At 28.3% G+C, this 24365-nt stretch carries 26 protein-coding genes and 1 tRNA gene; 17 read left to right on the top strand and 10 right to left on the bottom strand.

From position 1 onward, the window contains the following. Positions 1 to 30: 30 nt before the first annotated feature. From BW723_RS09215 to BW723_RS09230, 4 genes are all read left to right on the top strand, one after another. Complete coding sequence (locus tag BW723_RS09215; protein ID WP_068355620.1) at positions 31 to 1854, top strand: TonB-dependent receptor plug domain-containing protein; 1824 nt, start codon at positions 31 to 33, stop codon at positions 1852 to 1854. A gap of 223 nt (positions 1855 to 2077) precedes the next feature. After that, entirely contained in the window at positions 2078 to 2650 is a 573-nt protein-coding gene (locus BW723_RS09220) for a hypothetical protein (protein ID WP_068355617.1), read from the top strand. Positions 2651 to 2671: 21 nt separating this feature from the next. Continuing rightward, positions 2672 to 4075 (top strand): flotillin family protein, encoded by a 1404-nt coding sequence (locus BW723_RS09225; protein WP_139059045.1) that lies wholly within the window; start codon positions 2672 to 2674, stop codon positions 4073 to 4075. 119 nt (positions 4076 to 4194) lie between these two features. Beyond that, positions 4195 to 5046 (top strand): cupin-like domain-containing protein, encoded by an 852-nt coding sequence (locus tag BW723_RS09230; RefSeq protein ID WP_068355613.1) that lies wholly within the window; start codon positions 4195 to 4197, stop codon positions 5044 to 5046. 280 nt (positions 5047 to 5326) lie between these two features. Here the strand turns inward: BW723_RS09230 and pyrF are convergent, their stop codons facing one another. Next, positions 5327 to 6139, bottom strand: a complete 813-nt coding sequence (gene pyrF / locus BW723_RS09235) for an orotidine-5'-phosphate decarboxylase (protein ID WP_068355610.1) — start codon at positions 6137 to 6139, stop codon at positions 5327 to 5329. An 84-nt stretch (positions 6140 to 6223) separates the two neighbouring features. Between pyrF and BW723_RS09240 the strand changes: the two genes are divergently transcribed. The 5 genes from BW723_RS09240 (at position 6224) to BW723_RS09260 (ending at position 9021) form a co-directional block, all read left to right on the top strand. After that, positions 6224 to 6712, top strand: coding sequence for a TlpA family protein disulfide reductase (locus BW723_RS09240; protein ID WP_068355877.1), 489 nt, complete (start codon positions 6224 to 6226; stop codon positions 6710 to 6712). 88 nt (positions 6713 to 6800) lie between these two features. Further along, positions 6801 to 7559, top strand: a complete 759-nt coding sequence (tpiA, locus tag BW723_RS09245) for a triose-phosphate isomerase (RefSeq protein WP_068355608.1) — start codon at positions 6801 to 6803, stop codon at positions 7557 to 7559. A 63-nt stretch (positions 7560 to 7622) separates the two neighbouring features. Next, positions 7623 to 8459, top strand: coding sequence for a 50S ribosomal protein L11 methyltransferase (gene prmA / locus BW723_RS09250; protein WP_068355606.1), 837 nt, complete (start codon positions 7623 to 7625; stop codon positions 8457 to 8459). 10 nt (positions 8460 to 8469) lie between these two features. Beyond that, positions 8470 to 8745 (top strand): ATP-dependent Clp protease adaptor ClpS, encoded by a 276-nt coding sequence (locus BW723_RS09255; RefSeq protein WP_068355603.1) that lies wholly within the window; start codon positions 8470 to 8472, stop codon positions 8743 to 8745. Between the two features lie 3 nt (positions 8746 to 8748). After that, complete coding sequence (locus tag BW723_RS09260; protein ID WP_068355599.1) at positions 8749 to 9021, top strand: hypothetical protein; 273 nt, start codon at positions 8749 to 8751, stop codon at positions 9019 to 9021. Positions 9022 to 9186: 165 nt separating this feature from the next. On the opposite strand, the gene BW723_RS09265 is transcribed toward BW723_RS09260, so the two are convergent. The 6 genes from BW723_RS09265 to BW723_RS09300 all read right to left on the bottom strand — a co-directional run bounded on the left by BW723_RS09265 (position 9187) and on the right by BW723_RS09300 (position 12675). Next, positions 9187 to 9762: a hypothetical protein gene (locus BW723_RS09265; RefSeq protein WP_068355597.1), complete on the bottom strand. Its 576-nt coding sequence runs from the start codon at positions 9760 to 9762 to the stop codon at positions 9187 to 9189. 247 nt (positions 9763 to 10009) lie between these two features. After that, the gene (locus BW723_RS09275; protein WP_068355591.1) at positions 10010 to 10585 is read right to left on the bottom strand and encodes a hypothetical protein; all 576 of its coding nucleotides are present in this window, start codon (positions 10583 to 10585) and stop codon (positions 10010 to 10012) included. A 128-nt stretch (positions 10586 to 10713) separates the two neighbouring features. Further along, positions 10714 to 11286, bottom strand: a complete 573-nt coding sequence (locus tag BW723_RS09280; RefSeq protein ID WP_068355588.1) for a hypothetical protein — start codon at positions 11284 to 11286, stop codon at positions 10714 to 10716. Between the two features lie 862 nt (positions 11287 to 12148). After that, positions 12149 to 12222: transfer RNA gene (locus tag BW723_RS09290), tRNA-Arg, on the bottom strand. A gap of 57 nt (positions 12223 to 12279) precedes the next feature. Then, positions 12280 to 12510 (bottom strand): putative signal transducing protein, encoded by a 231-nt coding sequence (locus BW723_RS09295; protein WP_068355581.1) that lies wholly within the window; start codon positions 12508 to 12510, stop codon positions 12280 to 12282. Between the two features lie 12 nt (positions 12511 to 12522). Continuing rightward, on the bottom strand, positions 12523 to 12675 hold the full coding sequence (locus BW723_RS09300) for an SsrA-binding protein (RefSeq protein ID WP_068355578.1): 153 nt from the start codon (positions 12673 to 12675) through the stop codon (positions 12523 to 12525). 576 nt (positions 12676 to 13251) lie between these two features. On the opposite strand from BW723_RS09300, the gene BW723_RS09305 reads away from it, so the two are divergent. Then, positions 13252 to 14181 (top strand): calcium/sodium antiporter, encoded by a 930-nt coding sequence (locus tag BW723_RS09305; protein WP_068355576.1) that lies wholly within the window; start codon positions 13252 to 13254, stop codon positions 14179 to 14181. Here BW723_RS09305 and BW723_RS09310 read toward each other — a convergent pair. Continuing rightward, positions 14162 to 15400 (bottom strand): MDR family MFS transporter, encoded by a 1239-nt coding sequence (locus tag BW723_RS09310; RefSeq protein ID WP_068355572.1) that lies wholly within the window; start codon positions 15398 to 15400, stop codon positions 14162 to 14164. The genes BW723_RS09305 and BW723_RS09310 overlap by 20 nt on opposite strands. Before the next feature lie 284 nt (positions 15401 to 15684). Here BW723_RS09310 and BW723_RS09315 point away from each other — a divergent pair, with 284 nt between their 5' ends. The 5 genes from BW723_RS09315 to BW723_RS09335 all read left to right on the top strand — a co-directional run bounded on the left by BW723_RS09315 (position 15685) and on the right by BW723_RS09335 (position 19809). Then, positions 15685 to 16218, top strand: a complete 534-nt coding sequence (locus BW723_RS09315) for a DUF4252 domain-containing protein (protein WP_162274033.1) — start codon at positions 15685 to 15687, stop codon at positions 16216 to 16218. A gap of 2 nt (positions 16219 to 16220) precedes the next feature. After that, positions 16221 to 16835, top strand: coding sequence for a DUF1684 domain-containing protein (locus BW723_RS09320; RefSeq protein WP_068355567.1), 615 nt, complete (start codon positions 16221 to 16223; stop codon positions 16833 to 16835). A 281-nt stretch (positions 16836 to 17116) separates the two neighbouring features. Then, on the top strand, positions 17117 to 18586 hold the full coding sequence (gene nhaC, locus BW723_RS09325; RefSeq protein ID WP_068355542.1) for a Na+/H+ antiporter NhaC: 1470 nt from the start codon (positions 17117 to 17119) through the stop codon (positions 18584 to 18586). Continuing rightward, positions 18586 to 19044 carry a GNAT family N-acetyltransferase gene (locus BW723_RS09330; protein ID WP_068355539.1) on the top strand — a complete coding sequence of 153 codons (459 nt, stop codon included), beginning with the start codon at positions 18586 to 18588 and terminating at the stop codon, positions 19042 to 19044. Before nhaC ends, BW723_RS09330 begins: the two co-directional genes overlap by 1 nt. 24 nt (positions 19045 to 19068) lie before the next feature. Continuing rightward, positions 19069 to 19809, top strand: a complete 741-nt coding sequence (locus BW723_RS09335) for a phosphatase PAP2 family protein (protein ID WP_068355536.1) — start codon at positions 19069 to 19071, stop codon at positions 19807 to 19809. Here the strand turns inward: BW723_RS09335 and BW723_RS09340 are convergent. Together BW723_RS09340 and BW723_RS09350 are read right to left on the bottom strand one after the other, a co-directional pair. Beyond that, entirely contained in the window at positions 19801 to 20046 is a 246-nt protein-coding gene (locus BW723_RS09340; RefSeq protein ID WP_068355532.1) for a hypothetical protein, read from the bottom strand. The two genes, BW723_RS09335 and BW723_RS09340, sit on opposite strands and share 9 nt — an antisense overlap. A gap of 320 nt (positions 20047 to 20366) precedes the next feature. Then, the gene (locus BW723_RS09350; protein ID WP_068355526.1) at positions 20367 to 22322 is read right to left on the bottom strand and encodes a putative porin; all 1956 of its coding nucleotides are present in this window, start codon (positions 22320 to 22322) and stop codon (positions 20367 to 20369) included. Positions 22323 to 22405: 83 nt separating this feature from the next. On the opposite strand from BW723_RS09350, the gene BW723_RS09355 reads away from it, so the two are divergent. Both BW723_RS09355 and BW723_RS09360 read left to right on the top strand, forming a co-directional pair. Beyond that, a complete protein-coding gene (locus BW723_RS09355) occupies positions 22406 to 23005 on the top strand; it encodes a ribonuclease HII (RefSeq protein ID WP_068355524.1) in 600 nt (199 codons plus the stop codon). Between the two features lie 261 nt (positions 23006 to 23266). Continuing rightward, positions 23267 to 24319, top strand: coding sequence for a nucleoid-associated protein (locus BW723_RS09360; protein ID WP_068355521.1), 1053 nt, complete (start codon positions 23267 to 23269; stop codon positions 24317 to 24319). The last annotated feature ends 46 nt before the right edge of the window (positions 24320 to 24365 follow it).

A 24365-nucleotide genomic window follows, 5' to 3' on the forward strand; every position in this document is an offset into this window, starting at 1 on the left:
GACTTTTGTAGCCTATTTAAATCACTATTTATGAAAATTAGAATTACGTTAATAATTGTAGGCTTGTTATTTGTTTTACAAGTAAAAGCACAAGAAAAAGTTATAAAAAGAGATACTTTAAAAGAGGTTGTTATTACATCAACAAGAATAGATTTACCTTTTAAAGCAAATTCTAGAACTATAAATGTTATTTCATCTGAAGACATAAAAAATAGTGCAGCTACAAATGTTGCAGATTTATTACAGCAAGTTGCAGGTGTAGATATTAGAAGAAGAGGAACTGCTGGTAGCCAAGCAGATTTGTATATTAGAGGTGGTGGTTTTGATCAAACTTTATTGTTAATAGATGGTATTAAAATGGATGATTCTCAGACAGGACATCATACATTAAATGCAGCTTTACCAATAGAAGTTATTGAAAGAATAGAAGTAATAAAAGGGCCTGCAGCAAGAGTTTTTGGGCAAAATGCATTTACTGGAGCTATAAATATTGTAACTAAAAAGAAGCTGAATAATGTTGCTTCTGTAAATGTAGAAACAGGTTCTTTTGGGCAATTAAATGGTTCTGTAACTGTTGGTAAAGAATTTGAAAATTCATCAATAATTGCGCACGTTGGTGCATTAACATCAGATGGTTATAGAGAAAATTCAGATTATAATAATTACAATTATTTCTTAAAAGGAGTTTTCAATAAAAAGAACCAGCCAATAGAAGTTTTGGCTACTTTTTTCGATAAAAAATTCGGAGCAGAAAATTTTTATACCACGAACGAAACTTTTCACGAATATGAAGAAACTCAGAATAGTGTAATTGGGGTTTCTACTACTTTTAAATCAGAAAAATTAAAAATTACACCAAGAGTTTATTGGAGAAGAGGTCAAGATATTTTTCTGTTAAGAAGAGATGATCCTAGTTTTTATAGAAACTTGCATATTACGAATAAAGTAGGTGTAGAAACAAATGCAGCTTACACATCTAAAGCTGGTGTTACAGGTTTTGGAGTTGATGTTTCTAGAGTTTCTATTAGTAGTAATAATTTAGGTGATAGAAATAGAACAATGGCTAATTTGTTTTTAGAACATCGTTTTAGTTTGGCAGATGATAAGTTAGATATTACACCAGGTATTGCAGTTACTTATTTTTCTGATTTTAAATTCCACGCTTTTCCAGGGTTAGATTTAGGTTTTCAAATATCAGATAAAGTAAAAGCTTACGGAAATATTGGTTATACTTACAGAATACCAACCTATACAGATTTGTTTTATAGTGATCCTGTAACTGTTGGTAACGAAAACTTAGAGCCAGAAGAAGCTTTTGCACAAGAAATTGGTTTTAAATTTGATGATACTCGATTTAATGCATCTGTTGCTTTCTTTAACAGAGATTCTGATAATTTGATAGATTATGTAAGAGAAAATACAGGCAATAGCGCATTTACAGCAACAAATATTGCACAAGTAAATACCAAAGGTTTAGAGTTTGATGCAGGTTATAATTTTAAAATAGGAAGCTATACACAAACAATTTCTGCAAACTATACTTTTTTAGAGGATGATATTTTAGATCAAAATAAAGATTTATCTCGTTATTCTTTAAATACTTTAAGACATCAATTTACAACACGTTTTACAAGTAAGTTGTTTAAAAATGTGCATCAGAATATTATTTACAAATACGCAGAACGTACAATTGGTACTTCTTATAATGTTTGGGATGCATCTATTATTGTTGCTATAAATAAAATCAACTTTACAATTACAGCTAATAATATTTTTAATGCAGATTATATAGAATCTGGTTTTGTACCAATGCCACCAAGTAATGTTTTATTTGGATTGAGATACAATTTTTAAGGAATCAAAATTTCCCGTTTTCACTTTAAGCCTTGATAAATTTTTATCAGGGTTTTTTCTTTTTTAGAACTTTTATGTAACAAAAAATAGTTTTTATCTACTAATAATATACAATCACTTTTTTTATTTTTTCAAGAATATAAATTGATCTTTTTTGCCGAAGATAAAGTCAATTTATAAACGCAAAAAGCAGTATATTTATTCACTTTAAAATTAATTTTCTATGATGGAATGGTTTCAAGAATTAGCGTCTTTCCCTAAAACGTATTGGATAATTACAGGGATCTCTACACTTATTTTTCTGTTTGTTTTAGTCAGTACATTTATTGGTGCAGATACAGATGATATTGGTGATGTAGATATGGAAGTTGATGCAGATACAGGAGCAAGCTTTCAGTTTTTTACCTTTAAAAATGTAGTTGCTTTTTTCGCCATTTTTGGTTGGAGTGGAATAGCTTGTATAGATGCAGGTTACTCAAGGTCTACCACCATAATTGTTTCCATAATTTGTGGTTTGGCAATGATGTTTGTAATGGCAGCAATGTTTTATTACATCAGCAAATTAACTTCTAGTGGAACTTTAAAAATGCAAAATGCACTAAATTCTATTGGTGAAGTGTATTTAACAGTTGGTGCAAACCGATCTAAAATTGGTAAGGTGCAAATAAAAGTACAAGGTGCTTTAAGAGAATTAGAAGCTTTAACAGATTGCAATGAAGATTTAAAACAAGGAAATGTTATAAAAGTGATTGAAGTAACCAACAACGGAATATTAATTATAGAACCTCAAAAATAATAAATTACTATGCTAAATTTAATGATATTACAAAGTAGCCCATTTGCGGGTTTAGTAGGAATAGGAATTGCAATTCTCTTTATTTTTATATTGATAGTTGCTATGATAAAACGCTATAAAAGATGTCCTTCAGACAGAATTTTAGTAGTGTATGGAAAAGTAGGTGGTGGCGAATCTGCCAAATGTATTCACGGTGGTGCAGCATTTATTTTTCCTGTAATTCAAGATTATGAGTTTTTAGATTTAACGCCAATGTCTATAGAAGTTAATTTGGTAAATGCATTATCTAAACAAAATATTCGTGTAAATGTACCATCAAGATTTACAATTGGTGTATCTACAGAACCAGGTATTATGCAAAATGCAGCAGAACGTTTGTTAGGTTTAGGCTTGCCAGATATTCAAGAATTGGCAAAAGAAATTATATTTGGTCAGTTACGTTTGGTAGTTGCCTCTATGGATATTGAAGAAATTAATAATGATAGAGATAAGTTTTTAACCAACATTTCGCAAAGTGTAGAAACTGAGTTAAAGAAAGTTGGTTTAAAATTAATCAACGTAAATATTACAGATATTGTTGATGAATCTGGTTATATAGAAGCTTTAGGTAAAGAAGCAGCAGCACACGCAATTAACGCAGCAAGAAAATCGGTAGCAGAAAAAAATAGAGATGGTTCTATTGGAGAAGCAAATGCTGTACAAGATCAAAGAACTCAAGTTGCAGCTGCAAATGCACAAGCAGTAGAAGGAGAAAATACCGCAAAAATTGCAGTAGCAAATTCAGATTCATTACGTAGACAGAGAGAAGCTGAGGCAGAACGTACAGCAATTGCATCAGAAAAAGTACAAACAGCAAACGCTTTAAGAGAATCTTATGCTGCAGAGCAAGAAGCAGAGGTTGCAAGAGCAGAAAGAGAACGTTCTTCTCAATTAGCAGATGTTATTGTACCAGCAGAAATAGATAAACGTAAAGTTGAGATTGATGCAGAAGCACAGGCCGAAAATATTAGAAGAATAGCAAAAGGTGAAGCAGATGCTATTTTATTTAAAGCACAAGCAGAAGCGCAAGGTTTGTATGAAGTTTTAACAAAACAAGCAGCAGGTTTAGACGAAATAGTGAAAGCAGCTGGTAACGATTCGCAAAATGCAGCATTATTATTAATTGCTGATAAATTACCAGAATTGGTAAAAACACAAGCAGAAGCTATTAAAAATATTAAGATTGATAAAGTTACAGTTTGGGAAAATGGTGGAGGAAAAGATGGTAAAACATCAACATCTAACTTTATTTCTGGTATGTATAATGCAGTACCACCTTTACAAGAAATGTTTAATATGGCTGGTATGCAATTGCCAGAATATTTAAAAGGTAAAGATATAAATACAGAAAAAATTAAAGAATCTACAGATGATGTATCTTCTTAAAAACAAAGTAAATATTAATGAATTCTTTTTAAAAGTCACGTAATTTAAATTGCGTGACTTTTTTTTAATTATATCTTTTCGTAACGTTTTCTTAACTTTGCCTTTTAAATTTTTTAAGCATGAGTTTAAACTTATCTCAAATAGATAGAGTAAAAACAATTACCAAAGAAGACTTTATAAAAAACTATTTTAAACCACAAAAACCTGTGGTTATAGAAAAATTTATAGAAGATTGGCCTGCATATAAAAAATGGAATTTAGAGTATATAAAAGAAGTTGCAGGCGATAAAACTGTGCCTTTGTATGATGATAGACCTGTAGATTATAAAGAAGGTTTTAATGAGCCTCATGCTAAAATGAAAATGTCTGAATATGTAGATTTACTAAAACGTGAACCTACTAAATTTAGAATTTTTCTTTGGAATATTCTAAAAGAAGTACCTGTTTTACAAAAAGACTTTTCTTATCCAGATTTTGGTTTACGCTTAATGAAAGGATTACCAATGTTGTTTTTTGGCGGAAGAGATTCTTATACTTTTATGCATTATGATATTGATTTAGCTAATATTTTTCATTTTCATTTTGAAGGTGAAAAGAAAGTTATTTTATTCGATCAAAAACAAAATAAACATTTATATAAAATTCCTTATTCTTTAATAACAAGAGAAGATATCGATTTTAATAATCCTGATTTTAAGAAATGGCCAAAATTAAAAAATGCTAAAGGCTACGTTACAGAATTAAATCATGGTAATGTTTTATATATGCCAGAAGGTTATTGGCATTATATGAGGTACATAACACCGGGCTTCTCTTTAAGCTTAAGAGCAATTGCTAGAAATCCGAAAAATTTAGGTAAAGCAGTCTATAATGTGTTTATAATGCGGTCAATAGACAATGTTATGCGAGCTATTAGAGGTGAAAAATGGATAGAGTGGAAAAATAAGCAAGCCTTATTAAGAAATCTTTAATAATTAAAGTCTTTTAGTTTAATTGTTTGGTTTTAAGTATATTCGTAAAATCTAAACAAATATAAACTAACCTATGAAAGCTTGCCCAAGATGTAAATCTGAGTCTAGGCACAGATTAAAAAGAAAGGCGGTTGTAAAGATGATTCCAGGCACAAGAAGTTATGGTTGTGATAAGTGTAACACCTATTATACTTGGTTTCCTGTTATTAATCGTTCTTTAAGACTTTAACAAAAAAGGCCTCGCATTTGCGAGGCTTTTTTTGTTGATTTTATTAGGATATTAAGCTAGCAATAAGCTCATTTCTGATTGTAATTCTTCTGCTTTTTTAGCTGCTGCTGTTGCAAAATCTTTATTTTTTGATGTATAAATAATTCCGCGAGAAGAATTAATTAGCAAACCAATATTATCATTTAAACCATATTTGCACACATCTTTTAAATTACCCCCTTGTGCGCCAACTCCTGGAACTAATAAAAACGAATTAGGTACAATCTTTCTTATTTCTTTAAAATATTCAGCTTTTGTCGCACCAACAACGTACATCAAGTTTTCAGAATTTTTCCAGTTTTTAGAAGTTTCTAAAACTTGTTGATATAATTCTTTATCATCAACTTTTTTAGTTTGAAAATCAAAAGCACCTTCATTAGATGTTAAAGCCAACATAATAGTATGCTTGTCTCTAAAAGCTAAAAAAGGCTCAACAGAATCTTTACCCATATAAGGAGCAACAGTTACAGAATCAAAAGCTAAATCGTTAAAAAAAGCTTTGGCATACATCGTTGAGGTATTGCCAATATCACCACGTTTTGCATCAGCAATTGTAAAGATTTCAGGATAATTGGTATTAATATAAGCAATCGTTTTTTCTAAAGCTAACCAGCCTTTAATGCCATAAGCTTCATAAAAAGCAGTATTAGGTTTGTAGGCAACACATAAATGATGTGTAGCATCTATAATTGCTTTATTAAACTCATAAATAGGATCTTCTAAATCTAATAAATGAGTTGGAATTTTCTCTAAATCTACATCTAAACCAATACATAAAAATGATTTTTTTAGATTTATTTGTGATACAAGTTGTGCTGTTGTCATTACTTTTGTTTAAAGTTTTACAAAAATACTATTTTAAACTTTTAAGATTTGTAAGAAAGTTATTTTTTAATGGACAAATTTGATATGAAAAAAATCTTTATTCTATTTGCTGTTTTCTTATTCTTTAGTTGCTCAGAAGACCCAAAACAGTTTTCTGAAGAAGCAAACTTAGAAATGTTAGTGGGTTTAGATAATTCTAAAATTACCTTAAGAGAAGTATTGTATCAACATAAAGAAAAAAAAGTTTTAATTGATGTTTGGGCTTCTTGGTGCAAAGATTGTATTGTTGGTTTTCCGAAAGTAAAAGCTTTGCAAAAAGAATTTCCTGAAGTTGTTTTTTTATTTTTATCCGTAGATAGAAGTAATCCTTCTTGGAGAAAAGCTATCAAAAAATATAATTTAATAGGCGAACATTATAATTTACCTCAAGGTCAGAATGATGGTGATTTTGTAGATTTTATCAACCTTGGTTGGATTCCTAGATATATGGTTATCGATGAAAAAGGACAAATTTCTTTGTTTAAAGCCACAAATGCTTCAGACAAAAAAATAAAAGAAGCACTTAAAAAATAGTAATAAATCGTTTTAGTAAGTATTTCTAATTCTACTAAATATTTAGGTTTCATTTCTTAAATTTACAGAGTAATAAAAGTATATAATTATGAGACAAAAAATAGTAGCTGGAAACTGGAAAATGAATAATGATAAAAATCAAACTGAGGTACTAATTAGCGGTATCAAAGAAGAGATTAAAGATTTATCATTAGATAACACAAGAGTTATCATTTCTCCTTCGTTCATAAATTTAGAATCTGCTGTAAAAAGTACTGAAGGTTCTAGCATAGAGGTTGTTGCTCAAAATATGCATCAAGCTAAAAGCGGAGCTTACACAGGTGAGGTTTCTGCAGATATGTTAAAATCTATTGGTATTAAAACTGTTATTTTAGGGCATTCTGAAAGAAGAACTTATTTTGGCGAAACAGATGAAATTCTTGCAGAAAAAGTAAATGCAGTTTTAGAAAATGATTTAGAAACTATTTTTTGTTTTGGTGAATTGTTAGAAGATAGAAAATCTGACAATCATTTTAACGTAGTAGAAAGCCAGTTAAAAAATGCTTTATTTCATTTAGAAGCTAAAGATTGGGCAAGTATTGTTTTAGCTTACGAGCCTGTTTGGGCAATTGGTACAGGAGAAACTGCAAGTGCAGAACAAGCACAAGAAATGCATGCGTTTATTAGAAGTATTGTTGCTGATAAATACAATGCAGAAGTAGCAGAAGCTGTTTCTATTTTATATGGTGGTAGTGTAAAACCTGCAAATGCAGAAGAAATTTTCTCTAAACCAGATGTAGATGGTGGTTTAATTGGTGGTGCAGCTTTAAAAGCATCAGATTTTTCTGCAATTATAAAAGCGATTTAAAAGAACTTAAATTTAAAACTAATAAATTTGCGTCAAGATTTAATTCTTGACGCTTTTTTTATGATGGATAATATATATATAGAATACAATTTTACAGTAACACCGAAAGAACCAGCAACAGAAATTTTAATTGCTGAATTAGGTAATGTAGGTTTTGAAAGTTTTGTTGAAAACGAAAACGGAGTAACAGCTTACATTCAAAAAGAAGCATATTTTGCAGATATTTTAGAAAATATTTTCGTTTTACAATCTGATGAATTTACTATAAATTATCAAAAGAAAGAAGTTGAACAAACCAACTGGAATGCAGAATGGGAAAAGAATTTTACACCTATTCAGGTAGATGAGTTAGTGAGTGTAAGGGCTCCCTTTCACGAAAATCCTAATCTTAAATATGATATTGTAATTGAACCAAAAATGAGTTTTGGTACTGGGCATCATGAAACCACACATATGATGATTCAGCATTTATTACAATTAGATTTAGAGGGTAAATCTGTTTTAGATATGGGTTGTGGAACTGGAATTTTAGCCATTTTTGCAGAAATGAAAAACGCAAAATCAATTGATGCTATTGATATTGATAACTGGTGTTACGAAAATTCTTTAGAAAATGTACAGCGTAATAATTGTAATCATATTACCGTTTATGAAGGCGATGCATCACTTTTAAATGATAAAAAGTACGATGTTATTATAGCAAACATCAATAGAAATATTTTATTGATGGATATGAATACGTACACCAACTGTTTAAATGAAAATGGTGTGTTGTTATTAAGTGGTTTTTATAAAGAAGATATATCAATTATTGATGAAGAAGTTTCTAAATATAACTTAAAATTAGAGACATTTATTGAAAGAAATAATTGGGTTGCATTGAAATACAATAAATTGTAATTTTGTTGATATGAGTACAAAAGAAAAAATTAAAGAAGAAGTAGATGTTCTAGAGCAAAGAACAAATCAGCATGAAATTGTATTGCATAATGATGAGGTTAATACTTTCGATTTTGTAATAGAATCTCTAATAGATGTTTGCGACCATACTTTAGAGCAAGCAGAACAATGTACTATTTTAGTGCATTATAAAGGGAAATGCACAGTTAAATCTGGCGAGTATAAAGATTTAGAACCAAGATGCTCTAAATTATTACAATTGGGTTTATCTGCAGAATTGGTTTAGTTTATGGAAAATGTTTTAAAATATTATGAATTTTCAGAGTTTTTTAAAGATAACTCTTCAGCTTTTTCTGGAAATGAAATTGCATATACCGAATTAAATGCAACCCATTTTTTAATTTTCGAAAAAAATAATGCAACCTATAATTTATATGTTTCTAAATATCAACAAAGAAAAGATATTGGTCTTAAACCCCCAGAAATACTAGAATTATTGGTAGAAAATTACGACAAAAGTATACCAGAACACAGAATAGCAATAAAACAATATTTAAATTAAAACCTGAGAACTTCTCAGGTTTTTTTGTTTTTATAAAAAGTTTGTGACTTATTAAGTTTTGTGGTGTCATATAAATAGAGAACGATACAAGAAAAAGATAGTAGTTAGTTTTTATACTAAGTTTGGTTAGACGAAAAAGCTCTTAACAATTGTTAAGAGCTTTTTCTATTTTATTACCTGTGGATATCTTATAATCTCTTTAACCATTCCGTAAACCAGCGTATCTTTATTGTCTTTTATATCGCGCCATTTTATCACTTTTAGCTTTATAATTTTTCCTTCTTTATCTATAGCTTCTTCTATACTTTCAATTCTACTTCCTGTAATAGATACAGCTACATCATTTTCATAATATAGTTGCGCAATTTTCTTAGAAAAAATTTCAAAATTGTTTTTACCTATTAAAGCATATTGATCGTTATTAAAGATATGGCCGAATTCAGTAACATAATTTGGGTTTATATACTGTATTATAAATTCGTCTCCTCTTTTTACTTTTTGCCAAACAGGTAAAGGGAAATCTTCATAGTTACTATTAAAAATTATCATGTTCTGTTTTAAATTAGAACTTTTTTCTTGTAAAGTAGCATGCTGTATTTTTACTTCTTGGTTTTCTGATCTTAAGAAATAAGTTGATACAGTTAATAGTAATAAAGAAGCATTCGCAATAATTTTACGTTTTTTCTCTAAACTTGTTATTTTAAGTATAATGTTTTTTGATTTTACGGCTAATTTATTCATGCTTTCTGGTTTTTAGAATTCATAAAATAATTAGTACAATCTGTACTTTCTATTCTTAATAAATTAAGTTGAGTGTTGTTTTTTAAATTATATGTTTTAGAGCTTTTAAAAGCAAATAAGGTTGTGTGTATATTATCTAATATATACTTTAAACCAAAATCTTTAACTAGAATAGGTAAGAAGTGGATTTTAATTTTAAGGGTAGTTTTTCTTTGCATTTTTGGGGGATTAAGGTTGTTGTTATGAGTTATGATCGTTTAGTTTTGGTAGGTATTATTTCTTTAACCATACCATAAATTAGGGTATCTTTATTGTCTTTTATATCTCGCCATTTTATTACTTTTAGCTTTATAATATTGCCAAATTTATCAATAGCATCTTCTATATTTTCTATTTGTATTCCTGTTATAGCTACAGCCACATCATTTTCGTAATATGCTTGTGCTATTTTTTTAGAGAAAATTTCAAAATTGTTTTTGCCTATTAAAGCATATTGATCGTTATTAAAAATATGACCAAATTTCTTTACATATTCAGGGTTTATATACTGAATTATAAATTTATCTCCTCTTTTTACTTTTTGCCAAACTGGTAAAGGAAAATCTTCATAATTTCTATTAAAGATAATCATATTACGTTTTAAGCTTTTACTTTTTTCTTGTAGCCTAGCGTAATCAATTTTAACTTGTTGGTTTTCTGATCTTAAAAAATAAGTAGAAACTGTTAAAAATAATAAAGAAGCATAAGTAATAATTTTATGTTTTTTCTCTAAATTAGAAACATTGAACAAAACTTTTTTAGATTTTACAGTTAGTTTATTCATACCTCCTTTATTTTAGAAATTATAAATAAAGTATAGTCTGCTCTATGTTTTAAGCTAAAATTATTTTTAGGGTTGTTTGTGATATCCATATTTAGGGGAATTAGGATTTATTTATTATTATCTATATGTCAATTAGTGTTTTTAAAAGGGATTATTTCTTTAACCATACCATAAATTAATGTGTCGTTATTGTCTTTTATTTTTCGCCATTTTATAACTTTAAGTTTTAAAGTGTTGCCAAATTGATCAATAGCTTCTTCTGCACATTCTAGTTCTTTACCGTTTTTTGATACTTCTAAATCGTATTTATAGTAAACTTCTGCCAGTTTTTCTGGAAACAATTCAAAATTGTTTTTACCAATAAATGCATACTGGTCTTTATCGTAAGCCTTACCAAATTTTTCTACGTATTCTGGGTTTACATATTGCATTACAAACTCATTGCCTCGTTTAAGTTTTTGCCAAACAGGTAAAGGAAAACCTTCGTAATTTCTATTAAAAAGCACCATATTTTGTTTTAAGTTGGTACTTTTTTCTTTTAAAACTTTGTAATTACCCTTTACGTTTTTATTTTCCGTTCTTAAAAAATAGGTAGATACTGTTAAAAATAATAAAGAGAAATAGGTTACAATTTTATGCTTTTTCTCTAAATTAGATACAGTAAATAATATCTTTTTAGGTCTAACAACTAACTTTTTCATACACTTTCAATTTTGTTGGCAATAAAAATTGAGCATCATTTAAAAATCTATTTTCTTGAAAAATAAATTCTAAATTTAACAAATTAACATCGCTTTTTCTATACTGTTTGTGTTTATTGATAAAAATTTCAAATACATAATTCGATTTTTTTAAGAATAGGATCAGCAAAGAATAAACCGCCAAAAAGAGATTGAAAATAAAAAAGTGTGTTTTAAAGTTTATAGTTTCTTCAATAGGAATTCTGTTAAAATATTGATTTTTAACCAATAGAAGAAGGAGTTCAATAAAATTAGTTTTTATAATATCCATAATTGGGGGAATTGGATTCTTTAAATAACTAATTATCTATAATTATTACAGATAAATGTATTTGTCAAATATATACATTAATAAAGGTATCTACAAATTTTTATTTGATTCAAATAAAGGTTAAGAAAGATAAATGATAAATATGTAAATTTTAGGTGGTTTTAACTTGTAATATGTGATTTAATAGTATGATTATTGAGATATTATCAATGATTTAGCTGAAAAAGCTTAAAAAATATATCCAACTTAAACATTATTTTGCAATAATTTTATCATAATTGCATAAGAAATAAAGTTTTATAGATTTAAAAATGTTGTTTATTAACTATTTGTTTAATGTAAGTTTAGGCTTCTATTTAAAGGAATAGGTATTTGTAAATGCTAAAAAGTTTAAAGGATTTTAAAATATTGATACCCTGAAATTATTGTTTTTTTATCAATTAAATTTTAAAAGTTGTAAAACTTACAATGAATTATTCTATCATTTTTGGTTCTTTTAAAAAAGAAAAAACCAGCAATTACTAAAAATATAGTAAACTACTGGTTTTGTTGTGACCATGCTAGGATTCAAACCTAGAACCTCTTGAGCCGTAATCAAGTGCGCTATTCAGTTGCGCCACATGGCCTTTAAGCGGCTGCAAATATAATATCATTTTTTTGAATTAGAAAGTCTATATTCATTTTTATGAATTTATTTTTTCTTTATAGGTAGAAAGTATCTTTTCTGCTGTTTCTAAATCATCATTTAAAACGTGTAATTCTACAGCTCCCATAGATTCTCCAAAGCCTCCTAATCTAGCAGATTCGAATCTGTCTTTAATAATGTATTTAATGTTTTCCTTATCTAAAAGGTGTTGTAAACCGTGTACTATAATATTAGTGTCTGTAAATAATTTAACATAGGTAGCGTTCATAATTTTCTGTTTTTAGTCAAGAGAATTTATAGTTACAAAAGCTCTATAACCAATTATTGCCAATTGTAATTTAGTAGCTTTAGAGATATCTAACTCCTTTTTTGTAAAAGAAGGTAAAATGGCTTTATTAACTTTTGCTAAAGTTTTAAAAACTTGTTTTTTCATTTATGTTAGATTAGTCGTCAAATTTAATGAAAAATAACAATTTAAAATTCTAGCGAAGAACAGTTAATGTAAAGATAGCTTTTTCATAGGTATTTTTTTAGTTAGTTGATTCTGTTTTGGTTGTTGTAGGTTTACTAGTTAATTTTTTAGGTTATTTAAAAGAATAAAAGAAATATTAAATCAGCAATAAATTTAATAAATTTAATAGCAAGAACAATCATAATAGTAGTATTTAAAAGTTAGTAAATTGGGTTGTTTGTGTAATTGTTTTTTGAATATACAATGATTGAAATATGTCTTCCAAAGGTTTATATTAAAATCTTTTAAATTGATTTTACATATAAAACCAAAAAAGTGATTATTGTTTTAATGTATAGTAGTTGTGTCTACAAAAGTATTAGTGTCTATTACTTTTTTAAGGTAAAAAGAGTAATACTGTAATCAAGTAAAGGGATTTTTATGAGGTTTTTGTAAAGGCAAAGGAAACCCCATTAATTTAAAGAGCTAAAAAGGCTTTTTGATTTTTTGTTCTCGCTAGAAAGTGATAAAAATGTATCTTCGCAAAAAAGAGAATAAATGAATTTTTTACTAATTATTGCAGGTTTATTTTTATTGGTTTTTGGCGGAAACTGGTTGTTGAAATCTGCGATAGCTATTTCATTAAAATTAAATATATCTAAAGTTGTTGTGGGGATGACAGTGGTTTCTTTTGCAACCTCTGCACCAGAACTTATTGTAAGTATAAATGCGGCTTTAAATGGCGCATCAGATTTGGCATTAGGTAATGTTATAGGTTCTAATATTGCCAATTTAGCTTTGGTTTTAGGTATTACACTACTTTTAGGTAAAATGGAAGTAGAAAAAAGCTTTTACAAAATAGACTGGCCAGTTATGATGGTTGCATCTGCCTTGCTTTTTTTATTTTTAGCGAATGACAACATTATTCTAAGACATGAAGGAATTTTATTATTTACTTTTTTAATTGTTTTCTTAGTCTACTTATTACGTGCTCAAAAAAATATTGAAGTAGAAGAATTAGAAGGTGAGGTATCTTTATCTGGTTTTAAAACAACACTTTTCTTATTAATGGGTGGTTTAGGTTTATGGGCTGGTTCAGAATTATTAATAAAAGGAGCAACGTCTCTAGCGTTAGACTTTGGAGTAACAGAACGTGTAATTGGTGTAACTGTGGTTTCCATAGGTACAAGTATTCCAGAATTAGCAGCATCTATTATAGCTGTTATAAAAAAGGAAAAAGCTATTTCTTTGGGTAATTTAATTGGCTCTAACATTTTTAATATTTTAGCTGTAATTGGTATAACTTCTATAATTACACCAATTTCTTTGTCTGATGAAAGGTTATTAACCAGTGATATTTATTGGATGCTTGGTATTTCTTTTATTATTTTACCAATGGTGTTATTGCCAAAAAAATATACATTAAACTTTAAGCAAGGTGCGATTTTATTATTAGCTTATTGTATTTTTATTTATTTAACCTTGTAAAATTCCTTTGGTTTTGGTTGCTTTTTTTCTGAAGGATTTTCAGTAGAAAAACTAGAATACCAACACCTAAAAATGCAAAAGCTGACATAAAATACCAGGTGAATTCGTAGCCAAATTTATCAATCATTTGCATACCTGTATTATGGCTGAAAATACTGGCTAATGAAAAAGACATGGCATACATTGCCATATATTCTCCTTGATTTCCTTTTTTGCCTCTCTCTAAAGCAAAAGAATTAGAAAACGGAAAAGCAATCATTTCACCAACTGTCATAAACAACATTCCAATTAGTAAAATACCTAACCAACTTGTAAAGTTTAGCACAACAAAACTTATAGCAACTAACAATAAACCCAAAGCTATCAACTTAACTTTAGAATGTTTAGAGTTTACCAACCAACTAATTAATGGCATTTCAAAAACAAAAATAAAGAAACCATTAAACCCCATTAACAACCCAATTTCGAATTCTGATAAAAAACAAATGTCTTTATAATACAAAGGCATTGTAGAAAAATATTGCATAAATGTAAATCCGAAAATAAACATCGCTATAAAAAATAGCCAAAATATTTTATCAGAATAAACAGAAACCGGTTTCTCTACTTTAACTAAATCTAACACTTTTGCTTTTTTAGGATGCAATACTTTTAATAACAAAATTGCGGCTAAAACACAAGTAATTCCATCAACCCAAAACAAACCATTATAGCCAATATTTGTAATAATTAAACCGCCAACAGCAGGTCCTGCAGAAAAACCTAAGTTTATTGCCAAACGAATTAAAGTTACAGAACGAGTTTTGTTTTCGGGTTTACTATAGGCACTTAAAGCTACAAACATTGCAGGTCTAAAAATATCTGCTACTAACATGACAATAAAAATTCCAAAACAAAACCCTACAAAAGTGGTGATGTATTGCAATAGAAAAAAGAAAATACCAGTAAAAAGTAAACTCACAAACATTACTTTATAATAACCAACTTTATCGGTTAATTTACCTCCTAACCAAGTGCCAACAACAGAACCTAATCCCCAGAAAGATAAAATCCAACCTATATTTTCTAAAGAAAACCCTAAACTTTTGTTTAAATATAAAGACAGAAAAGGAATAACCATTGTACCTGCTCTGTTTATAAGTGTTATTAAAGATAACCACCAAACTTCTGTAGAAAGCCCTTTAAAGGTGTTTATGTAATTTGTAAATAATTTTTTCATTTTGTTTTTGTTGATGTCAATTGCTGATAAAAATTCTACAATTTCATTTTCTGTTGTTTGATTGATGTATAAAAAAAGTCCGACTTTTTTAAGTCGGACTTTTAGTAATCATAATATTTTATAGAGAAACTATCAAAATAGATTTATAGACCGAACTTGGTGGTTCTTCCACGAAATTTGAGTACATAAAATAATGACAGTTTTCATTTTTGTTTTTATTGATGTTTCAAAACTACATAAAATATATGAATGTTGTATTTTTGAAAAGTGAAATTTTAAATAAAATGAAAAAAATAATTTTGATTTTTAGTTTTTTAGTACTTACAATTTCTTGTGGAAGTAGTAAATCTTTTCAAAGCTTTTTTAATGATCATAAAAGAGATTTTGGAGTTACAGCTTTTCAGGTTCCTAACTTTATGATGTCTTTAGTGCAAAATATTTCACCAGAATTAAATAATTTATTTGGTAATGTTAGTGACTTTAAATTCATCACTTTTGATGCAATTTCCAGAGAAAAACAAAATTTATTAATTTCTGAAATGAATTTAGTAACAAACAATAATTTTACAGATGTATTAAGAAAAAATACAATAGAACAAACAAAAATTGTTTCTGTAAAAGAAGATGGTAATGTAGTTACTCAAGCCATTATTTTTAATTCTACACTCGCTAAAACATCTGTTTTTTATTTAAAAGGACGTTTTAATCCGAATAGAATTAAAGAATTGTCAGAAACAAATCAGTTTGAAAATTTATCGTCTAAATTGATTCAAAATTATCAAAAAACACCTTTAACACCTGGTTTTAATCCTAATTAATGATGAAGAAATTATGCTTTTTAGTAGTTTTAATATCAATGCTTTCTTGTAATTCTCAAGGCAAAAGAGCATTAGTTGGCAAAACTGAATATCAACAAAAATTAAATTCGAGTTATAAAGATGCAACAACATCACCTTTAAAAAAGAAAGACTTAAAAAACTTTAAAGGATTAGATTTTTTTCCTGTAGATTCTGTATTTATTACTACAGCAAAATTAATAAAAACAGAAAATGCACCTACATTTCAAATGGCAACTACTACAGATAGAAAACCATTGTACAAAGAGTATGGAAAGTTGTATTTTACACTTAAAGGCAAAGAGTTAGAATTAACTATTTATCAAAGTCAAGATGATTTAGAAGATGAAAAATACAAAGATTACTTGTTTTTACCTTTTACTGATGACACTTCTGGAGATGAATCTTATGGAGGAGGTCGTTATATGGATGTAATGCTGTATGATATTAATGCTGATGGTACCGTAATTTTAAACTTTAATAATACGTACAATCCTTACTGTGCTTATAATGATAAATATTCTTGCCCATTAACGCCAAGAAAAAATCATCTAGATATAGAAGTAAAAGCAGGGGTAAAGGTTTTTGAAAAACATTAGTTTCTATTTGAAATTATTTAAAGATTTCTCTACAATTTCGAAATTATATCCTTTTAATTTTTATCAAAATAAATCTGTGTATTCGTGGCGAAAAAAAGCGTCAAATCTTTTTATGTTAGATTTCTTCATAAAATTTCCAGTTTTATTTGATAATTATATTTTTACAAAATCATTACAATTTTAAATATATATCAAACAAATTCAAAGAAATAGATAGTACTATCAATTCAATTTGCATAACATCTAGTAAAATCGTAACATTACGCTAGAAAATTTAGAAAATGCAAGACAATAAAAACTTATCTGAAATAGAAATAGAAGATCAAAAAATTATAGAGAATAAAGAATTGAATCTTTTAGAGTCTCTAATTCCGGTAGTTATTTTAATGTGCTTGTTGGCTTATAATATTTTTTTGGTTGAAGATCAAGAATGGTTAGGAGGTTACACAAATCAATATATATTATTAATGGGTGGTGTAGTTGCAGCAGCTGTTGGTTTTTATAATAAAGTTTCTTTTAAAACAATGATTGCCGAAGTTTGGGAAAACTGGAAAAGTGTTTTTGTACCAATAATGATTCTTTTTTTAGTAGGTGCATTAGCAGGATCTTGGTTGGTAAGTGGTATAATACCTGCAATGGTTTATTATGGTTTACAAGTATTGAGTCCTGCAATATTTTTACCAGCATCAGTAATCATTGCAGCTATAATTTCGATTGCAACTGGTAGTTCTTGGACAACTTCTGCAACAGTAGGTATTGCATTAATTGGTATTGGTAGTGCTTTAGGAATACCAACAGGAATGATTGCAGGAGCCGTAATTTCTGGTGCTTATTTTGGCGATAAAATGTCTCCACTTTCAGATACTACAAATTTAGCGCCAGCAATGGCTGGTACAGATTTATTTACACATATAAAATATATGGCATTAACTACAGTGCCTACAATTGTAATTACACTAATCGTTTTCGGAATTTTAAGCAGCACAATTGATACTTCAGGTAATGCAGATGTTAGTAATTTACTAGCATCAATAAATAATACATTTAATATTACACCATTATTATTTATAGTTCCAGCAGTTGTAATTGCAATGATTTTAATGAAAACAAAGCCATTAATTGCACTTGGAAGTGGAGTTTTGCTAGCAGCAGTTTTTGCTTTTATTTTTCAAGGTGATGTTTTATTGAGTTTGTCTGATTCTAAATTCAATACAGTGATAACTTCTATTTTAAGTGAAACAAGTATAGAAACTGACAATGAAAAATTAACTGAACTGTTTTATGCAGGTGGAATGAACGGAATGCTTTGGACAATTTTTCTAATAATTTGTGCAATGGTTTTTGGTGGAATTATGGATGCAATTGGTGCTTTAGCAAAAATTACTAAAAGTTTGTTGTCTATAGCTTCTTCTGTTTTCGGGTTATTTACGAGTACAGTTGTAAGTTGTTTAGGTTTAAATGTTGTGGCATCAGACCAATATTTGGCGATTGTTATTCCAGGTAAAATGTTTAAAAAAGCTTATGAAGATAAAGGTTTAGCACCAGAAAATTTAAGTAGAACTTTAGAGGATTCTGGTACAGTAACATCAGTTTTAATTCCTTGGAATACCTGTGGTGCTTATCAATCTAGTGTTTTAGGAGTTGGAGTAGGTGAATACTTTTTATACGCTATCTTTAACTGGTTAAGTCCGTTTATGACCTTAATTTTTGCAGCCTTTAATTTAAAAATTAGAATGCTTAGAGGTAAATAATGATTGTTGCTGCAACAATTTCTGATGCAAAATTGCTCACAGAAATTGCGTTAAAATCGAAAGCTTTTTGGGGTTATACTGTTGTTGATTTAGCAAGTTGGAAACCAGATTTATCAGTTTCAGAAAAAATGATTGATGAGCTGTTTGTTTACAAATTTATTATTGATGATAAAATTGCTGGTTTTTATATTTTAAATCCGCCAAGAAAAAAAGGCATAGAATTAGAAATGCTTTTTGTTTTACCAAAGTTTATTGGGCAAGGAATAGGTAAACAGTTACTTTTGCACTCATTAAAGAAGGCTTTGCAGTTAAAAGCTGATTTTATTACTTTATTGGCAGATCCAAATGCGGTTCCTTTTTATCAATCTCAAGGTTTTGTAATTATTGATAAAAAACAAAGTTCAATTCCGAGGCGTTTTTTACCAATTATGAAATTAGAGTTAACAAACAAAAAATAAAACTTTACTGAAAAACAATATTTTATGTACAAACAATTAAAGTTTATTATTTCTAGGTTTAAAGGATTTTTATCACGAAAATTCCATAAATATGATGGTAAGATTCCTTATTTAGTTACAGTTTTAATTACTGCTATAGTAGTTGTTTTTGGGATAAAGTTTTTTGTAAAACTTACTAAAAATCTTCACACCGATATTTTATCAGATTTTGATACCAATGTAAGCGATTATATTACAAGTTTTAGAACAGATTTTTTAACAAGCTATTTTAAAATTGTTACAGATATTGGCGATACTTTTGGGTATTTAGCAGCTTTATTAATTTGCGCTATCTTGTTTAATTTATTTTTTAAAAACTGGAAATATGTTTTACAACTATTATCAGTATTAACTTTGGCATTAAGTTCTAATTTAATTTTAAAACAATTAATAAACAGACAAAGACCAACTTTAGAGCATTTAGTAACCGTAAAAACTTTGAGTTACCCAAGTGGTCATGCTATGACAGCAATGGCTTTTTATGGTTTTTTAATTTATTTAATTGTAACTTTTAAAATAAGTAAACTCTTTAAATTTGGATTAATTACTGTGTTTACAATTCTAATTTTAAGTATCGGAATTAGTAGAATTTATTTAGGTGTACATTTTCCCTCGGATATTGTTGGTGGTTTTGTAGCCGGCTTTATTTGGGTGGTGTTCTGTATTTTGATATTAAATTTATTTAAAATATTTAGAGAAGACCCAAATACGATAAACTTATACTGATTTTTTAGAATACAACAAATTTAGAATTCCAGAAATCAGTAAAAGGAACCAAGGCAAACCGTGTAAAAGAACATCGAACCAATCTTGGGGTTGTAATCCTTTTTGGGTGTCAAAAGCATTTCCGCCTAAAATCCATTGTAATTTACCCCAAATATGAGGTGGATTGAAAGGAGCCAAGCCTAAAGTTAAACTTGCAATTAAAAAAAGTTTCCAATTATTTTTAAGTTGATTTTTCATCTTCTCTAAGTTTAAAGCTTTTATACAATGCAAAAATAAACCCTATTATAGTGTGTGTTATAAATGCAAATATCAACCTAAAAATCATACCTAATCCAAATAAATCTTCATTCCAAAAAAATGAATCTCCAAAAATAATTACAGAAAAATAGATAACAATCACCAGAATATTAAAAAAAGCATACCAAAAAATATATTTCCAATAAGAGAGTAAGTAAATACTAAACAACCATATTGCTATACAAAAGAAAAGAAATAAAAGTACATACATAATATTCTATTCGTAAGGTTGTTAAAAGCCCTTAGATTAAGATAGTATTTTATATAAACCAATTCCAAACCAAACCAAAACGAATGGTAAAATCTCTATAAGGATAATTTGGTGCAGAAAAATAATTCTTTTCAGCAAAGCTAGAAGTTACATTATCAATTTTAAAATATATTCTTGTTCTACGCACTCTTGCATTAAAAAAAACATCAAAAGTTGGGTAGCCAATTTCATCAGTATTTTGCAGGGTAAATTCTGCTAATAAAGGGTTGTAAGCATTTACATTATACTTTGTAAAATACTTAAAAGTAACCCCAATATTTACCAACATTGGTTTTCCTTTAAACCAATCATCAGTATAATATAAAGTGTTTCTAGTAACAAATTCTGGGACTCTAAAAACATCTGCACCACTTGTTACATTTTGATACATGACTGTGTTGTCTAAACCTAATTTCCAAAACTTAAATTCTCTGTTTGCCTTTACCTTTAAATATGTAATTTGTTTTCCATATTGCTGAGGTAAATTGCTTTCATCAAAATAAGTGTAATTGTCAATATTGGTAAAGTTTAAGTTGGCGTTTATCAATTTAGAAGTAAATGCAAAACCTAAATCTCTTGTATTTACATTACTAAAATCGTTTTGCCAATTGTAATCGTCATATTTACTTTGATGTAATAAGGTGTTAAAATTTGGAGATTTAGAACTCAATAATAAAGTACCTTTTAAGCCAAAAACACTATCTTTTAAATACACAGCTTCACCTTTTAAATGGCTTCCAGATAATCTACCAGAACCAGGAGTTAAAGCAGCATCAGCATTTAGTTTAAAGTTTTTAATTTTTGCATTCCAATCTGCACCCACAGAAATTGCACTACCTTCTAATTTTAACTTATTTATAGAACTATTAGTATTTAAAATAGTATCATAACCATAAGAATAATTAATAAGATTTGCTTTTGCTTTAAATTTACCTAAAACGTATTTCGAATTAAATTCAAGATTTAGCTCATTGTTTGTAATAGAACTTTTAGCTTCGTTATCTGTAGCATCAGAAGCATTTGCAGAGCCAAAAATAGCGGTTGTAGTTGAGGTTTGATTAAAACTATAAAACTTATTCTCGCTTGTAAAAACATGACCGATTTTTAAATTACTAAAATCTTTATCGTTTATAGTGTCTTTACTAGAAAGTAGTTTGTAACTATGTTCTAGGTAAACTCTGTTACCATCGAACTGACTTTCTGCGTCTGTTAAATTAACATCTAATCTAGAACGTTGTGTAAAATCAGGATCTTCAGTAACAAAATAATCTAAAGCATCAGCAGTTAATCCACCACTTTCTTCATGAAAAAAATCTTGAGTTGTTAAATGCCCTCTAATTTCATATTGATTTTCTTTGGTTCTGTAATGAAAAGCACCTCTAAAATTACCATTACTTACCAAAGATTGTCTATACTCTCCTAAAGAACGTAAGCCTTTATAAGAAAGCGAAACGTTTAATCTTCTAGAAAAATTTAATGTAAAAAGTGCATCAACAACTTGTCCTTGTTGTAAACCAGTTCTGTATAAAATTTCGGTAGTTGGTGTAGGTACTTCGTAATATTTAATGTCTTCAACTTCTAAATAACTAACTTGTTTTGCTCTAAAACCAATATCAGGAAACTGACTAACATTATCAAAACTATATCCTAAATTGTTAAAGGTTTGGCCTTGATTATGGAATTCTAGTAACTCAAAATTATCCTTTCTAAGATAATTGAATTTGTATTCTTTTTGTAAAGTTAAAGTAGTGTCTATATAAGAAGTATCTCTCTTATGAGAAAAAATTTTGTAATCTGTGTACTTTGTTTTACCAGATAAAATTACTTTAGTTTCGTTAGAACTATTTAAAGTATCACTTCTAGAATTACCTAAAGATCCTCCTTCAATTTGTTCTTTTAATCGCTGTCCAAATAAATTATTAGAGCAGATAAGCAGTAAAAAAATGTAAAAAAGCGTTTTATTCATAGTAGATTAATACAAGAGCAAATGTAAAATAATAAAACGAAAAGTATAGTTAATAATTATGCTGAAATCTGTTAATTTGTAAAATGTTACAATCTAATTTTAGTGGTTTTACCTTAGAAGCTGGTACAGACGAAGCTGGTAGAGGCTGTTTGTCTGGTCCAGTTGTTGCTGCAGCTGTAATTTTGCCTAAAGATTTTACCCATCCTTTTTTAAATGATTCTAAGCAATTATCAGAAAAAAAGAGAGACGAATTAAGACCTTTTATAGAAGAAAATGCCTTGGCTTTTGGCGTTTCTTTTGTTTGGCAAGAAGAAGTAGATGAAATTAACGTGCTACAAGCTTCAATTACAGGAATGCACAGAGCTATAGATCAGTTAAAAATTAAGCCAGAATTTATAATTATAGATGGTAATAAATTTAGAGATTACAAAGATGTACCTCATAAAACCATTGTAAAAGGCGATGCAAAATTTTTAAGTATTGCAGCTGCTTCAGTTTTGGCAAAGACCTACAGAGATGAATATATGTTTAAAATTCATCAAGAATTGCCTGTTTATAATTGGCAAAAAAACAAAGGTTACCCAACTAAAGAACACAGGAATGCCATTCGCGAATTTGGTGCCACAAAATATCACAGAAAAACATTTAAGTTATTGCCAGAACAATTAAAGTTAAAATTGTAGTTTTTTTAGAAGCTATTTCCTGCTTTTCGCACTCGCTTTTTTGCCTGAAAAAGGCAAAAAGAGCTCAGACAATTGCTACAATCAGGGCTAAGGCTACTTGCTGACTTTTAGAGAAATTTACACTTTTTTCTATTCTAAATATAATTCGTGAATTTCGGCGGTTTTTAAAAGTTTCAACAATTAAAATCTGTGAAATCAGTTTAGAAAATATCTAAATCATAAACAAACTTTTTCTATTTTTACGCTCCAAATTTTCAAATGATGATTAAAAAAACAAGAGCAGAAATCACAAAATGCATTTTGCACAAAGTCGCTAATAAATTCAATAGTGGTCAGAATGTGTTTTCAGAAGATTTAATTCGTTTCGATCAAGAAGGTTACGATTTAATGAAAGGTTTTTTATTAAAACCATTTGGTAGTTTAACACAAAGTTATCGATTTTCTCATCATGCAGATGTACGTTTAAATGAGTTAAATAACTATGCATCCGAAATTTTTAAAGACGAAAATACGTTTATAGAATATTCTAAAAACATCGTAAATCATTTGTACGAACAATCGAATTCTGCACAAATAAAAACAGGAGATGTAATTGTTGTTTTTATAGAAGGTATAGAATATAAAGATGTATTAACAGAAGCAATTGGTGTTTTTAAAATAGAGAATAAAGTCGACTTTTTTCAGACCTATTTAGATGATAATGACAGTTTTGATGTTGTAGTTCAAAAAGGAATATCAACCAAAAGAATAGATAAAGGTTGTTTAATTTTAAACACATCAGATGTAGAAGGTACAGTTGTTTTTTCTGTAGATAATAATAATTACGATGCACAATATTGGATAAAGAATTTTCTTTCTGTAAAATTAGCAGATGATTACAATTCGCATACACAAAACTATTTAGAGTTGTGTAAAGAGTTTTCAGAAGAAGTTATAAAACCAGAATTTGGAAAACATGAACAAGGTAATTTCTTGGCAAATACCGTAGATTATTTTAAAGAACACGAAGCTGTAGATTATCACGATTTTAAAGACGAAATTTTCGAAGAAGACAAACACAAAGATTTATTCGAAGATTATAAAAAACACTACGAAGATTTAAACGATGTGTTAATCAGAAATAATTTTGATGTTTCTGGTGTTGTTTTAAAGAAAGAAAAAAGCAAGCTAAAAACCGAAATTAAGTTAGATACCAACATCAACATAAAATTAGATGTAGATGCACCAGATGCAGCTTCAGAATATTTAGAAAGAGGCTATGATGAAGAGAAAAAAATGAAATATTACAAAGTATATTTTAACGAGGAAAAGTAATCTTGTTAGGTGTTAGGTGTTAGGTGTTAGGTGTTAGGTGTTAGGT

It is taken from the genome of Polaribacter reichenbachii (assembly GCF_001975665.1).
GTDB classification, from domain to species: domain Bacteria; phylum Bacteroidota; class Bacteroidia; order Flavobacteriales; family Flavobacteriaceae; genus Polaribacter; species Polaribacter reichenbachii.